10 protein-coding genes and 1 pseudogene are annotated in these 16,443 nt (G+C 32.7%); 10 read left to right on the top strand and 1 reads right to left on the bottom strand.

The window, feature by feature from the left end:
* The first annotated feature begins 47 nt into the window (after positions 1 to 47).
* From EOV51_RS13835 to EOV51_RS14735, 3 genes and pseudogenes are all read left to right on the top strand, one after another.
* The gene (locus EOV51_RS13835) at positions 48 to 653 is read left to right on the top strand and encodes a hypothetical protein (RefSeq protein WP_128153118.1); all 606 of its coding nucleotides are present in this window, start codon (positions 48 to 50) and stop codon (positions 651 to 653) included.
* On the top strand, positions 643 to 1,452 hold the full coding sequence (locus EOV51_RS13830; RefSeq protein WP_128153117.1) for a hypothetical protein: 810 nt from the start codon (positions 643 to 645) through the stop codon (positions 1,450 to 1,452). The genes EOV51_RS13835 and EOV51_RS13830 overlap by 11 nt, the downstream gene beginning before the upstream one ends.
* Positions 1,453 to 1,523: 71 nt before the next feature.
* Positions 1,524 to 2,059, top strand: a pseudogene (locus EOV51_RS14735) (transposase).
* 110 nt (positions 2,060 to 2,169) lie between these two features.
* On the opposite strand, the gene EOV51_RS13820 reads toward EOV51_RS14735, so the two are convergent.
* A complete protein-coding gene (locus EOV51_RS13820) occupies positions 2,170 to 2,469 on the bottom strand; it encodes a phage repressor protein (RefSeq protein WP_128153116.1) in 300 nt (99 codons plus the stop codon).
* Between the two features lie 392 nt (positions 2,470 to 2,861).
* Between EOV51_RS13820 and EOV51_RS13815 the strand changes: the two genes are divergently transcribed.
* The 7 genes from EOV51_RS13815 (at position 2,862) to EOV51_RS13785 (ending at position 16,394) form a co-directional block, all read left to right on the top strand.
* Positions 2,862 to 5,135, top strand: a complete 2,274-nt coding sequence (locus tag EOV51_RS13815) for an NADP-dependent malic enzyme (protein ID WP_128153115.1) — start codon at positions 2,862 to 2,864, stop codon at positions 5,133 to 5,135.
* A gap of 30 nt (positions 5,136 to 5,165) precedes the next feature.
* The gene (ruvA, locus tag EOV51_RS13810) at positions 5,166 to 5,747 is read left to right on the top strand and encodes a Holliday junction branch migration protein RuvA (protein ID WP_128153114.1); all 582 of its coding nucleotides are present in this window, start codon (positions 5,166 to 5,168) and stop codon (positions 5,745 to 5,747) included.
* 11 nt (positions 5,748 to 5,758) lie between these two features.
* Positions 5,759 to 12,802, top strand: coding sequence for a T9SS outer membrane translocon Sov/SprA (sov, locus tag EOV51_RS13805; protein WP_164875319.1), 7,044 nt, complete (start codon positions 5,759 to 5,761; stop codon positions 12,800 to 12,802).
* A 34-nt stretch (positions 12,803 to 12,836) separates the two neighbouring features.
* Entirely contained in the window at positions 12,837 to 13,211 is a 375-nt protein-coding gene (gene gcvH / locus EOV51_RS13800; RefSeq protein ID WP_128153112.1) for a glycine cleavage system protein GcvH, read from the top strand.
* On the top strand, positions 13,180 to 13,551 hold the full coding sequence (locus EOV51_RS13795) for a VanZ family protein (RefSeq protein ID WP_128153111.1): 372 nt from the start codon (positions 13,180 to 13,182) through the stop codon (positions 13,549 to 13,551). Before gcvH ends, EOV51_RS13795 begins: the two co-directional genes overlap by 32 nt.
* Positions 13,552 to 13,867: 316 nt before the next feature.
* Positions 13,868 to 15,238 (top strand): autotransporter outer membrane beta-barrel domain-containing protein, encoded by a 1,371-nt coding sequence (locus EOV51_RS13790; RefSeq protein WP_181951003.1) that lies wholly within the window; start codon positions 13,868 to 13,870, stop codon positions 15,236 to 15,238.
* Between the two features lie 22 nt (positions 15,239 to 15,260).
* Entirely contained in the window at positions 15,261 to 16,394 is a 1,134-nt protein-coding gene (locus tag EOV51_RS13785) for an imelysin family protein (RefSeq protein ID WP_128153110.1), read from the top strand.
* Positions 16,395 to 16,443 lie beyond the last annotated feature (49 nt).

Raw genomic sequence — 16,443 nt, 5'->3', positions numbered from 1 at the left:
CCAGAGGTTTATCAAAATCTGTATCAGAAGATATTATACTTCGAGCGATGTATATTGACGATGCTATAGGAGGAAATAAAATGACTTTAATGTTGGATAAGCTTGTTTCGTCTCCTAAGTTTAAAAATACAGAAGATATAATTACTTGGTTTAATAAAAGTGTAATTAATTCTGATGGCTCAATAGTTGACGGAGGAAGACCAGCGAAAAATTTATTAAATGAGTTAGATACGGGAATAAAAGAATTAAATCAAGGAAAAGAAGTAATTATTTCTAAAATAATAGGAGGAAATGAGATAGATGTTTTAAATATTACAGATAAAAAAATTATTGAATGTAAAAGAGTCACTGGAGGTGAGTCACAAATTAAGGTAAATATTAATAGTATAATTGGCAAGTTTACTACAGAAACAAGATTAAGTACTGCAAATAAGGCATTATATCCTCTCCATACAGGACAATTAAGAATTGATAATCCTAGTAATCCATATTCTAATTTAAGTAAGCAACAATTTATTGATAAAGTTAGACAAGATTTATTTCCTAACATTGAAAAAGCAGGTATAGATAAATTAAAGTTGAAAGCAGTAATAGAAGAATTAGAAGTAATTAATGCTCAAGGAACCTTTAAAATTAATAGCAATGAGTGGTAGTAAAATAAATAATATAAGTAAATATTGGAAAGAAATAGATTATGATGTTTCTTCATATATTATAGTTTGGGATAATAAAGAATCACGATTTTTTTTAGAAAATAATAATAAAGAGTTTTTATTTTCTTACATACTTTTATCATACAAATATGGGATTTTGTTACCTAATAATTTACAATTAAATGATAATTTAACAGAGAATATTTATGATTTACTTGATAATGAAAAAACAATTTTCCCTGATAATTGGATAAATTTTAGTTTTAATAAATTATATTCATATACAAACGGTTTATTGTATCAATCAATATTATTTGTAAATGATAATAACGAATTGAAACCGGAGAAAATTGTAAATGCAGATTTATTAATAACCTACCAAGATATTATATTAAACAATAATGATAGTGTTTATGCAGAACCAGTTAAAATCTTATTCTTTCGGAATTATTTCAGCATAACATTTGGGAATGATGCTTTTTTCGAAAAGCTTAATAATAAAAAAACTACTGGAATAGTTGATAATTCAGAAACAGCCTATTTAAACACTCCAAGATTTAATAGTTTTTTACGAGATTTTATTATTTTATGTTTTGAATATGGTGCTACAGATTTTAATTTCGAATGGTTAGGTGACGAAAATATTTCTGAAAAGGGGATATTATTTGGAGATGAGGTAGTTTATTATGAAGACATTTATGATTTACTTCCTGAGGAACATAAATATAAATTGTTTGAAGAAATACAGGTAGAAATGGATGATACTAATTATAAAAAATGGCTAGATGAAAGTAAGTGAAAAATTTTAAATAGCTGAATGTCCCCCTCGCTGGCGCGAGCGTCCTGCTCGTGCCAATGCAGATACAAAAAATGTGTAGAAAATATAAATTTCACGAAAAAGACGGAGCTTATTTTATAAGTTTTGCTACCGTATGTTGGATAGACCTCTTTACAAGAATGGAATATTTTGATATAATGATTTCTTCTTTGGATTATGGCAGAAAAATAAAGGAATGATCATTTTTGGCTATTGTATTATGCCCAGTCTTCGGTCTGCGGGTGGTAAATCATCAGAACTTATAAGGAATTTTAAAGGTTTAACTTCCAGAAAGTTGATAGAAGCAATAAAAGAAAACAATTAAGAAAGTAGAAAGGAATGGATATTATGGATGCTGAAAAAAGCAGGAGAGAGAAATTCAAACGTTAAAAATTATCAGCTATGGCAACAAAACAACCAACCGATTGAGATATGGTCATTAAAAGTATTTGAACAAAAATTAAATTATATTCATCAAAATCCAGTAGAAAGTGGTTTTTTGATGGAACTTTGGGAATGGAAATACTGCAGTGCAAGAAATTATTGTGATGATTTTGAAGAAATTTTACAAATTGATGTGAATGTTTAAGCGGACACGAGCGGGATGCTTGCGTCAGCGAGGGTACAAACCTAAATATTAAATATAACTAAGCAAATCATGTATTGAAAATATAAAAATAGTTTTTTAACTTTTTTAGGCTAGTCATTAAGAATTTCAATGACTTTGCCATACACACTTTTTGTCCATCCGTTGGTGTGTCCACGGTTATTCCCGATAAGAAGTCCTCTTTTGGTGTTTTTACCTTTTACAAGGTGTGTAAATATATTTCCCCGCACTTTGCAGAAAACTATATCTCCTTCACAACAGTCTTCCCATCTTACAGGTTCTAAAATTACAGCCTGTTTAGATTTTAAAATAGGTAACATAGAATTACCTGGTTCTCGTGAAACAATAGTTTCTCCGTTAAGGAGTTTTTCTATTTTCCAATTTTTATTCATATTGCTAAAATTTATTTAAATAATAAATAGAACTTTAGTATATATTATTTAAGTAAGCAGTAACAATCAATTAATGAACATATAATAATAAGACAGCACAAAGGTAGAAATGAAAGACGAAGTGTATTTGCGTAGTTAGAAAATAATGTGAAAAATTATATAAAGTTGCAACTTTAGCTGATAGTAAACTTAAATAATGTGTAGAGCATATACTAAATGTAAGTATCTTATCGTATATAGTTTTATGTATTTTTATTTATATAGTGTAAACACATGAAAATAAATAGAGTTTGTATAAAGATAAATCTGTATAACAACTCAACATCTAAATAAAAAAAATGTACTTTTGTAAGTTATAAAAACAGAAAAAAGCTAAGAAAAAACGATAAAAAATGTCAAAAGAAAAAAATTTAAGAGAAGCAGCTTTAGAATATCACAGTTCTAAACCTGAAGGAAAAATAGAAGTAGTTCCCACTAAGCCACATTCTACCCAAAGAGACTTGGCTTTAGCTTATTCTCCTGGAGTGGCAGAACCATGTATGGAAATAAACAGAAATCCTGCAGACGCTTATAAATATACATCAAAAGGAAATTTAGTAGCTGTAATATCTAACGGTACAGCAGTATTAGGATTAGGAGATATAGGAGCAGATGCTTCAAAACCTGTAATGGAAGGAAAAGGGTTGTTATTTAAAATATTTGCAGGTATTAATGTATTTGATATTGAAGTTAATGAAACCAATCCGGATAAATTTATAGAAATAGTAAAATCAATTGCACCCACATTTGGTGGAATTAATCTTGAAGATATTAAGGCTCCCGAAGCTTTCGAAATTGAAAAAAGATTAAAAGCAGAATTGGACATTCCTGTAATGCACGATGATCAGCACGGGACGGCAATTATATCTGCCGCAGCTCTTTTAAATGCTTTGGAATTAACTTCCAAAGATATTTCAAAAGTTAAAATAGTAGTTAGCGGTGCCGGAGCAGCAGCTATATCTTGTACACGATTATATAAAGCTCTAGGAGCAAGACCCGAAAATATACTTATGTGTGATAGCAAAGGAGTAATATATAAAGGGAGAACAGATCTTAACGAAGAAAAGCAGGAATTTGCCGTGGAAACTTCTGACAGAACATTGGAAGATGCCATGAAAAACAGTGATGTATTCATAGGCCTTTCCAAAGGTAATATAGTTTCCCCGTCCATGCTAACCTCAATGAATGCAGACCCAATTGTTTTTGCTATGGCAAATCCAACACCGGAAATTGATTATAATCTGGCTATTGAGACAAGAAAAGATGTTATAATGGCAACCGGTAGAAGTGATTATCCTAATCAGGTAAATAATGTATTAGGATTTCCTTATATATTTAGAGGAGCGCTGGATGTTCGTGCTACAGATATCAATCAGGAAATGCAGCTTGCAGCTGTAAGAGCATTGGCGGAACTGGCAAAAGAAAGTGTACCGGAGCAGGTAAGTCTGGCATATAATGTGAAGAACATGAAATTTGGTCGAGAATATATAATTCCTAAACCATTTGATAACCGTTTAATAACCAGAGTTTCAATGGCAGTAGCCAAAGCAGCTATGGAAAGTGGGGTTGCAGGCGCTCCAATCAAAGATTGGAACAGTTATGAAGAAGAATTACTGGATAGGCTGGGAGGTACTGATCAAAAGCTAATCCGTATTTTACAAACCAGAGCAAAAGCAAATCCGAAAAAAATATTACTGAATAACGCAGAAGAGTACAATGTATTAAAAGCAGCTCAAATCCTCTCTGAAGAAGGTATTGCAAAACCTATCCTGTTAGGAAAAAGATCAAAAATAGAAGCTGCTAAGAAAAATTATAATTTGGATTTCGATAATATTCCAATCTGGGATATGGATGATATAGAAAATAAAGAACGATTTGAAAAATATGCAGACTACTTATACAACAAAAGAAAAAGAAACGGAATAAGTTCTATATATCAGGCAAACAGACTTTTAAAAAGTCGGGATTACTATGGACCTTTGGCAGTTGAAATGGGCGATGCTGACGCATTGCTTACAGGATTTTCAAAAAGTTATAAAAGTGTACTTCACCCGATTCTTGAAGTTATAGATAGAGTGGAAACTTCCAAGAAAGTAGCTTCTGCTATGATTATGGTTACCAAAAAAGGACCTATTTTTGTTGCAGATACTTCTGTAAATGTAGATCCTACTACTGATGATTTAGTCGAAATTACTCAACTAACTGCAAATTTTGCAAAAGCTCTTGCTATTAAACCAAGAGTAGCTCTATTATCGTATGAAAACTTTTCAAATTATTCACCAATATCCAAAAAAGTAGCAAAAGCGGTTAGAATTCTGCATGAAATAGATCCGGAACTAATCGTAGATGGAGAAATGCAGCCGGATTTTGCACTAGATGAAGAATTGTTAAGTGCTTTTCCTTTTTCAAAAATTGGAGACAAGCCGGCTAATGTTTTAATATTTCCTGATTTAACTTCAGCAAATTTAAGTTTTAAACTGGTAAAAGGATTAAAATCATCACAGATTATTGGTCCGGTTTTAATGGGACTAAGCAAGCCAATACAAGTAATGAGTTTACGATCCAGTGTTGACGAAATAGTTAATTTAGCAACACTTGCAGTAATTGATGCCCAATTAAGAAAATAATAATTATTTTAGCCAAAAGTTATTTAATATATGATAACTCATTTGTCAGGAAATATATTTGAAGTATCCCCCTCCAGTATCGTAATCGATTGTAACGGAGTGGGATACTCTGCAACTATAAGTTTGCAAACCTATACAGAGGTGCAGAAATTAGATAAAACACACTTATATGTTCAGGAAATTATAAGAGAAGATGCACACCTCTTATATGGTTTTTCAACCAAAGCAGAAAGAGCCTTATTTAATTTATTAATAAGTGTGAATGGCGTAGGTCCAGCCTCAGCAATAATGATGTTGTCCTCTATGTCTTCAGTTGAAATTGCTACAGCAATTTCCAGTGGAAATAACCTTGCCCTTCAAAAGATTAAAGGAATAGGTACAAAAACTGCACAAAGGATTATACTCGATCTTCGAGATAAAATTACAGGCTTGGAAACATCCGAAGTTTTAGAAGCAGGTTCAAGCAATAAAAACAAATTTGAAGCGTTAAGTGCTTTAGAAGTACTAGGTATTTCCAAAAAAATTACAGAAAAAATTATCGATAAAATATTAGAGGGCAATCCGCAAATACAAGTGGAAACCCTGATAAAAGAAACTCTAAAAAAACTATAAACTTGAAAGCTTTGAGGAAAATTTATTGTTGTTTACTTTTTTTATTTATTATCATAGGAAACAATTCTTTATTAGCTCAGGAAAATACAGATGAACAAGGCCTTAGTCTTGACGATCCCGTTAAGTATGAAGCCTATTATGATTATAAAGCAGGAAATTACATACTCTACCCTAAGGTGGGAGGAGTAGTGGTAGGTACACCTGTGACGATGACACCTGACGAATATACCCAATACGTAATGCAACAAAAATCCAAAGAGTATTACAGGGAAAAAAACAGATTACAGGAAGAAGCAAATAAAACAGCTAAGTCAGGAACCAATGGAAAAGATAAAAGATTTATTCCAGGAATTACTGTCAAGTCAAAAATATTTGAAAAAATATTCGGTGGAAATCGTATTGAATTAAGACCCTCCGGATTTGCTTCCTTTGATTTGGGTATTTTATATCAAAAAATTGATAATCCTCAAATCCTACCTCAAAACAGAAAGAATTTTACCATAGATCTCCGTCAGAGAATACAAATGAGCTTACAGGGAAGTGTAGGTAAAAATGTACAGTTAGGAGTTAATTATGATACACAAGCCGGATTTAATTTTGAAAACAGGCTAAACCTGGCATGGAAACCAGACGCCCTCGCCGGAGGAGAAGATCAGATCGTAAAGAAAATAGAATTTGGTAACGTAAGTATGCCTTTAAGCACCAGTCTGATAACCGGAGCTCAATCTTTATTTGGGGTAAAAGGGGAGTTTCAGTTTGGAAACACCTATCTTACCACTGTTTTTTCGGAACAGCAGTCTGAAGCACGTAATATTACTGTTCAGGGAGGAGGGGTTGTGAATACCTTTAAACTCAAAGTAGCCGAATACGAAGAAAATCAACACTATTTTTTAGGTCAATATTTTAGAAACAATTATGATAACGCCTTATTAAATTATCCTTATATAAATTCTACTATCAATATTACCCGAATGGAGGTCTGGCGTATTGATCAGGGAAATTCTAATTTGCAGGAACAAAGACCTATATTAGCATTAAGAGACTTAGGAGAATCAAACTTAAGCTCCGATTTACCAAGCAATGATAACCAGGGAATTTATTCATCAATCACAAGTCTCGGAGATATAATAAGAGATGCATCTACAGTTTACAATGCTGTAAATGGAAGATCTCTTCCCGACTATCAGGGGGGAGTAGTAAATTACGTGAGCGGAGAAAACTTTGTTACCCATAAACGGGTAAAAAAGCTTTCTGAATCTGAGTATACATATAACGCTCAATTAGGTTATATATCCTTAAATCAGAAGCTGAATAATGATCAGTTGCTTGCGGTTGCTTTTCAGTATACAGATTCAAGGAATCCTTCTAAAATATATAAAGTTGGTGAATTTTCCAGTGAAACATCCAAAGTTTTAGTTGTTAAGTTATTAAAACCCAATCAGGTAGTTGTTACAGAATCACCGATGTGGAACTTAATGATGAAAAATATTTATGGTTTAGACGGTTCCCAAATTACCTCTGAAGACTTTATGCTTAACGTCTTGTATCAGGATGCGTCTCAAGGTAAAATTAACTATTTACCAGATCCGAATGTTAATAATCGTCAGTTGATCCAACTACTAAACTGGGATAGATTAAATTTAAACAATGATGCTTCTGCAAATGGCAAAGGCGATGGTATATTTGACTTTGTCGAAGGAATAACCATAAATTCTCAAAAAGGGAAATTGATTTTTACTAAAGTAGAACCTTTCGGTAATTACCTGACCAGTCAGTCAGTCAATTCAAGATTTGTATTTGATAATTTATACCGTAAGCTCAAATCAAGCCGTGAAGTTACATCAGACCCCTTAGCAGAAAGATACACCATTGAAGGACGATTTAAAGGAACAGTAGGAAGCGGCATACCACTAGGAGCTTTTAATGTTCCCAGAGGTTCTGTAAAAGTAACTGCCAACGGACAAACATTAGTAGAAGGAGCAGACTATGTGGTAGATTATCAAATGGGTATGGTTACCATTATAAATGAAACATATAAAAATTCAGGAGTACCTATAAATATAAGTCTTGAAAATCAATTTGCATTTAATATGCAGAAAAAAAGATTTATGGGATTAAATGTAGAACATAAATTCAGTGAAGAATTTTTAGTAGGTGCTACCTTTTTAAATTATAAAGAACGTCCTTTAACACAAAAAGTTCAATATGGAGCAGAACCCGTAAATAATTCTATGGTGGGTATAAATATGATGCTGAATAAGGAGGTGCCTTTCTTAACTAAATTAGCAAACTGGATTCCGGGAGTAAAAACGGAAGCCCGTTCAAATATGAGCCTTAAAATTGAAGGAGCAGCATTACTTCCAGGTGAAAACTCCACTATTGGTAATCAATCATATATAGATGATTTTGAAACAACAGCATCTAAAATAAGCTTAAAAGATCCTAGTTATTGGGGCATTGCCAGTAGACCTGAATTGTATGGTGATTTTGATGTTGAACCAAAATTTAAATCCGATTCTTTAAGTTTCGGATTTGGGAGGGCCTTGACAAGCTGGTATAACATAGACCCTAGATTTTTTGGAATAGGAGGCGGACAGCCTGCCGGTATAGATAAAGATGCTCTTTCATTACATATGCAGAGAAGAGTTGAAAATAAAGAACTTTTTTCAGAAAGAGATTACATTGCTGGAGAACAATTGTTTATGAATACTTTTGATGTCTCGTTCTATCCAAGGGAAAGAGGACCGTACAATTTCAGTCCGGAAGAAGACGATTCTTTTAGTCAATATACCAAACGCTGGGGAGGTTTAATGAGACCTATAAGTGTAACCAATTTTTCAGAGGCTAATATTGAATATCTTGAGTTTTGGATGATGGATCCCTATGCAGATATGCAATCACCGGGATCAAATCCGTTAGGAGATAATCCTGAGTTGATTATTCATCTGGGAAATGTTTCCGAAGATGTTTTGAAAGATGGATATATGATGTATGAAAATGGCGTTACCGATGATAGAACTCAGATGACGCAAAGTATATGGGGGTATCAGCCCAAAAATTATCCGTTGATTTATGCCTTTGATACAGAAGGTGAAGCGAGAAAAAAACAAGACGTGGGGTATGATGGGCTAATGAGTTGGGAAGAAAGTATTTTTTATGGTAAAAGAGTTCAGGCTAACTATAGAAATCCGCTCACTAATGAATTAGATCCTTCAGCAGATGACTTTGTTTTTTACATGCATAATGCCTGGGATTCTTCCAACGATAGAAGTTCTATTGTAAGCAGGTATAAATATTTTAGAAACCTTGAAGGTAATTCTCCGTCCAATTCTTTAGATGCTTCATCGGCTTCTCCGGATTCTGAAGATTTAAATAAGGATTTTAACTTGGATGAAACAGAAAATTACAATCAATATAAACTAACGCTTACTCATGCAGATCTGGAAAGCTCAACCAATAAATATATAGCAGATAAAAAAATATGGAGGACAACTTTGCCTAACGGGCATCCTGGCACTAATACTTGGTACTTGGTTCGTATACCTGTTTCAGATTTTGGAACACAAGGAAAATCCGAGATTTTAAACAATGTACGTTATTTACGAATGTTGATGAAAGGATTTACGAATACAGTAACCCTACGATTTGCAACCTTTGATTTGGTACGAAGTGACTGGAGGAAATATGAAAGAAATATTTCAGCAATCAGCGGAAATAGCGGAGATGATACTAATGAAGGAGTAGCTACAGTTGCGCCGGTAAATAATGTAGCGATAAGTGCTGTAAATTTGGAAGAAAATTCTACATCCAGACCTCCATACGTTTTGCCTCCGGGAATATCTCGAGAAATTCTAGGCAACACTACAGGTACTCAAATGCAAAATGAATCTTCTTTAAAATTAGAAGTTAAAGACTTAAAACCTTCCGAACCCAGAGGTATATATAAAAATATCGGTCTGGATATGAGACGTTATAAAACATTGAAAATGTTTGTACACGCCGAAAATATGAATGATGTAAGTAGTAATTATGTAGATAAAGAAACTAAGTTCTTCATTAGATTAGGAAGTGATTTATCAGATAACTATTATGAATATGAAATTCCTTTAAAATATACTCCGGTTTCAGCCACGTCTCCATTAGATATCTGGCCTTTAGACAATACTATAGAGTTAAATCTCAGTGACTTGGTTTCAGCTAAAAGTGAAAAAGACAGAAATAATGCTTATAACAGTACTGTAAGATATATGAGTACAATCACAGGAGATGCAGATAAGTTAATTTATGTAAAAGGGAGACCTTCAATAGGTAATGTTTCATCCATTATGATGGGGGTACGTAGTACTAATGGAAGTACTAAACATATAATTTTGTGGCTGAATGAATTAAGGCTCTCCGATATTGACAATGAAGGAGGTTATGCAGCCAATGCCAGTTTAACATTTAATTTGGCTGATTTTGCTCAAGTATCAGCATCAGGAACGTATCAATCTGCCGGATTTGGGGCTTTAGACAGTAAACCTAGTGAAAGAAGTCAGGATGAAACCAAACAGTATATGGTAAGTGCTGCAGTAAATGTTGACAAGGTTCTTCCCGAAAAATGGGGGGTTAAAATACCGGTAAGTGTAAGTATAGCAGAAACATTTATAGATCCAAAGTATAATCCTTTAGATAATGATGTTAAGCTGAAAAATGATCCGAGGGAAAATGAATTGAAAAAAATTGTAAGAACTTATTCATCTCAAAAGAATTTTTCAGTAGCAAATTTGAGAAAAGACAGGGTAGGAAATAAAAAAGCACGTTTTTATGATGTTGAAAACTTATCCGCTTCCTTTTCTTATACCACAGATTATTACAGAGATGTATATACATCATATAATTTAAAACAAAATTTACAGGCAGCTTTCAATTATGATTTTACTCCCAAAGGTAAATTTTATGAACCTTTCCGTAAATTAGGAATAGTACAGGACACAAGTAGATTTGCAAAATATCTGAGAGCATTAAAAGAAGTTAATTTTAATCCGGTACCCACACGGATATCTTTTCGTACAGATATAGCAAGAACTTATAATGAATTTCAGTACAGAGATATAAATGCTTATCTGAATGGAAGTCCTAGTAGCTATAATCCTGTATTCTCTAATAATTTCTTATTTGGATGGCAGTATAACGTAGGTTTTAACCTTACCCGTTCTTTAAAGCTTGATTTTACGTCAAGTACTCGAACTATTCTTGACGATATCGGAAACGGGTTACCGGATGATGGAATGATTTGGAGTGGGCTATTTAAATCTGGAAGACCTATCAATTACAACCAGAGATTTCAGGCAAACTACAAACTTCCGATTCATCTACTTCCTTATATGGATTTTACCTCTCTGGAGGCAGGCTATACAGGGCAATACGATTGGCAGGCTAGTTCAACATATTTGACACAACAATCAGTAAGTATGGGGAATACAGCTCAAAATGCTCAAACAGTAACATTAGTAGGTAATGCAGACTTTACTAAATTTTATTCTTATTTTAATGCTTACAAAAACTTTGAAGACCGTAAGCGTAAAAGACAAAGAGAAATTGATTCTTTAAACAGAGCCTATGAAGCTAACTTTGTACTCAAAAAACCAAAATCGTTCAAAAAGTACAGCATTAAAACCAAATATAAACCTACCGATTATCTTTGGATGATTGCAGGTAGTTTAAAAAGAGGCCAGGTACAGTTAAATGAAAATAAAGGAACTATCTTACCTGGATTTTTACCGGAACCTAACTTTTTTGGTGTGGGTAATTATGGAAGTTCTACTTCCGGACCAACATTTGGATTCTTGTTTGGCTCACAGTTCGATTTAAGGAATAAAGCCATAACACAGGGATGGATATCACCTAATGAGTTAATGACCACTCCATATGTAAGAACCACTAATTCTCAACTGATAGCTAATTTACAGTTAGAACCGATAAACCAGTTGCAAATTGATTTAAATATTCTGAGAAATCATCAGAAAACTCTTTCTCAATCAGGGTATAATCTGGTTGAAACAAATTCCGACGGAAGCATAAAATATCCGATAAATCCAATACAGCCACGTACTTTTGAAAATAGAACTTCTATGTTTAGTTCAACAGTTATATCCATAGGTACAGCGTTCAAATCTGGGGATTATGTGTATAACAAAATGATTGAAAACTCTAAAATACTTTCACAAAGAGTAGCAAGATCACAGGGACAACCAATAACAGATACAGATAACGACGGATATGTGGACGGATACGGACTTACTAATTCTGAAGTTTTAATGCCGGCATTTGTCTCTGCCTTTACAGGTAAAAATCCGGAGAAACAAAAGTTAGGATATAAAAGGGGATTCCCTATACCTAACTGGAGGGTTTCCTATGGAGGTCTAAAAAATATTCCTTATATTAATTATTGGTTTAAAGAATTTAGAATTAACCATAGTTACGTATCTAATTACACCGTAAATGGAGTACAAACCAATCCTGATTATTATCAGAACAGTGATGCTCTGGATTTAAATAATAATAGAGTTAATTACTATACCTATGGTACGGTAGTGATGTCTGAAGGGTTTAGTCCATTAATTGGTGCAGATATGACTATGAGAAACAATATTCAGATTCGGGTAGCCTATAACAAAGATAGAATTTCATCCTTAGGTTTAACGAATTATACTTTGCAGGAAGATTATGGCAATGAAATTGTTTTTGGAATGGGTTATATAGTTAAAGATGTTAAGCTGAAGATGAGATATAGAGGAGCTGATAAAACGATTAAAGGAGACTTAAACATTCGTGGTGATATTTCTTTCAGAGATAATAAAACAACAGTAAGAAGACTTGTTGAATTGGATTCGCAGGTGACGGGAGGTCAAAATTTAGTATCCGTTAAATTTTCAACCGACTATAACTTTTCCAAAAATTTTAATCTGAAATTTTTCTATGAACAAATGATTACCAAATATAAAATTTCAACGGCATATCCTTTATCTACTATCAGAGCAGGATTAAGCGCAACATTTACTTTTGGAAATTAATTTAAAAACAATTGAACATCTAAAATAAAATTTTATGAATATTCCATCAGAATTATTGTACAGCCCAGAACATGAATGGGTAAGAATAGAAGGTAATATTGCTTATGTAGGTATTACAGATTTTGCGCAAAAAGAACTTGGTGATATTGTCTTTCTTGACGTTGAAACCTTAGATGAAACTTTAAATTCAGGAGAAGTTTTCGGGAGTGTAGAAGCTGTAAAAACTGTTTCTGATTTGTATATGCCTGTAAGCGGTAAAATTTTGGAACTTAATCAGGAATTGGAGTCTACTCCGGATTTAGTCAACTCAGATCCGTATGGAAAAGGTTGGATTATTAAGGTAGAACTAACAGATTCATCTACAACTCACTTATTAAATGCCGAAAAATATAAAGAATTGGTTGGATAAATACCAGCCAAAAATAAAAATTGTATTTCTTATATATTTTTTTGTTTTAGCATGGCTTTTGCTCAGGCCATCAGGAAATGGGGGGCTATTCTCTGAATTTAGTTATAATGATAAGTTGGTGCATGCTGTTACATTTTTTCTTTTAACATTGCTTGCTTGCTTGTCCTTTCCTAAGATTCATAGTCTTATTTTCCTTTTTATATTTACAGTTTATGGTATAATTATAGAGTTCTTACAAGAGTATATGAACATGGGAAGATCTTTTGAATATTCTGATATGTTTGCCGATTTTGTAGGTTGTCTACTGGCATTACTACCGATTTATATAATTAAAAGATAATTAGTAAAAGCCTGATTTTTTCAGGCTTTTTGTTTTTTCAAGAGATACTTGCTAGTAAATGTTTAAACGATTAAATTAATTTAGTAGATAAAAAATGTAATAATTATAAATATTACATTTTTTTAATTAAAATAATAATCATTAGCTTGTTTGTAATTTATTTTAATATACATATTTACAAATCTAAAATTTATATCATATATATATAAATAGATGATAAACTTGATATATATGATATATATCATATCTTTTATGTAAAATTAGACTAAATAAAAATATACATTTGGAAAATTATATAAACTAACAAATTTCCAATATGAAAAGGTTCCTTTGCTTATTGCTCTTATGCAATGTTATGATCATTGTTAAATCCCAAACAAAATCTATAGACTCTTTAGAGAGAGAAAAGATTAAGGAAGAAATTAAAGCTGAATTAAGGGCTGAAATAGCTTCTGAATTAAAAAAAGATCTTAACGACAAAAATCCAGCCTTTAGTTTAAAAAACTTCACTTTAAACGGATACGGGGCAATCAACTATTTTAACAATAAATACGATACAAATCCGTATTTGAAAAATCAAACAGACCTGGAGCGTCTGAATTTATATTTAGGATACAGATTTAACGATTGGCTAAGTATGAGATCAGAGATTGAGTTTGAACATGGAGGTGTAGGAACAACTATGGAATATGATGTAGATGAAGAAGCCGGAGAATTTGAACAGGAAATTGAACAGGGAGGAGAAGTAAATCTCGAACAATTGTATATTAATTTTGACATAAAAAAATGGATGAAAATTAAGCTGGGAAGAATGAAAATACATATAGGATTGGCACAAAGATTAGATGCGCCGACTCAATATTTTACAGCTTATCGTCCGGAAATGGAAAATACTATGCTTCCATTAGGCTGGTATGAAAACGGAATTCAGTTCTATGGTTTTATAGACAGCCATTGGTTTTACGAATTATCATTTACCAATGGATTGGATTCATCTGAATTTTCTTCAAAGAATTGGATTAAAAAAGGACAGCAGACCAAGTTCGAAATGGCAAATGCAGAAAGTGTAGCCGTATCAGGAGCTATAAATTATAAATTTGGTACTCATAAAGATACCTATGCGGGTATTTATGCTTATATAAATGATGCAAATGCAAACCGACCTAAGAAAAACGAGCTTAGGATAGGAGATAAAAAAGGTTACGTGAAAATAATAGGAGCTTATCTTACCTACAATGAAAAACGCTTAAGATTTAATACAAGTTTTTTATATGGAGATATACAAAATTCAGATGTAATTTCTCTAGCAAATAAGTATTCACCTAAAAGTTTAGGAAATAAAAGAACTCCTGTAGGTAAAAATGCCTTAGGAATAGCAGCAGAGATTGGTTACGATATACTTCCGGTTTTTTTCAAAAATACAAACCAGGCACTCTATCCTTTTATCAGATATGATTATTACAATACCATGCAGGGAGTAGAAGGAGTATATGTGAAAAAACCAAGATGGAAACGTAATGTATACACTGCAGGTATAAACTGGCTTGTAACCCCTCAGGTAGTATTAAAAGCACATTTTGCCACCAGAGTACTGGGTTCTTACAAACAAGATCGTAATACGTTAGCTGTTTCTAAACAACACGAAAAAGAAAATACATTTAGCCTAGGATTAGGTTTTAAATTTTAATAAATAAATAAAAATAACAAAAATGAAAAGAATTTTATTTTATCTAAGTTTAGCCACTGCAGGAAGCCTTTTTTTTCAAAATTGCAGTAACAATGATTCAAACGATATTCCGGTAGTAGCAGAAGAAAAAAAAATTGAAAACATTGTAGCAAACAATGCTGATCGAATTGTAGAGAATTATAGAGATTTATATACTAAGACATTGGAACTACAAACGGCTGTTAATGCTATTCAGCTTAATGATGTAACAACTTTGAATACAGCTAAAGAAGCTTGGAGAAAAGCTCGTGTAGCATGGGAAAACTCTGAAGCTTTCTTATTTGGTCCGGTTCATGGAGAGCATAATTCAATTTGTGTGGAAAATGTTGATGATGCTATTGATACCTGGCCTATAGATGTTACAACCACCAATCAGATTTTGGATAACAATAAACCTATTACCGCAGAAGTTATTGACGGGGAAAATACAGGAGGGTTTCATGCTTTAGAATATATGCTTTGGGCGGAAAGAATGGAAAATCAACGGGTAGATTTTATCGAAAAAACAAAAATTACTAATTCGAGAGAATTAGAATTCGCTAAAGCGGTAGCACAAAATTTAGTAGCTAAAACAAAAGCCGTTAAAGATGCTTGGGAACAGGAATACTACTATACATTTACCTCTCCAAGTGTAGGCAACAAAGGTGATTTTTTAACTTATAAAGATGTATTGATTCAATTAATTGAGGGAATGCAGGAAATTACAGGAGAAGTTGCTAATAAAAAAATTGGGAATGTATTAGCTCCAAAAGATGAAAGTGGAAATCCTATTCCAGGAGCCAGTGCTGACTTAACACAAGAAGAATCAAGATTCAGTAAAAATTCCGTAACAGATTTTGCAGATAATATTCAAGGAGTTAAAAATAGCTATACGGGAATATACGGAACTTCTTCAGGAGTTTCTCTGTCTAACCTGCTGAAAGACAAAAATCCTGTTTTGGATACTAAAATCATTAATGCCATGGATGCTGCAATAGCTAGTATAAAAAGTTTAGGCAATTTTACCAATGCAGTTATAAATAATCCTACAGCAGTAGAACAAGCACAGGAAAAAGTTAATGATTTGCAACTGATAATTGATCAGGAGCTTAAGCCGTATATTCAAAATAATTTCTAAGACTAACAACTTTTCAAAATAAAACCAATTTAAAATAAAACAGCCATTT

This window comes from Apibacter raozihei, assembly GCF_004014855.1.
GTDB lineage: Bacteria > Bacteroidota > Bacteroidia > Flavobacteriales > Weeksellaceae > Apibacter > Apibacter raozihei.
This window is presented reverse-complemented; position numbering and strand designations above follow the sequence as displayed.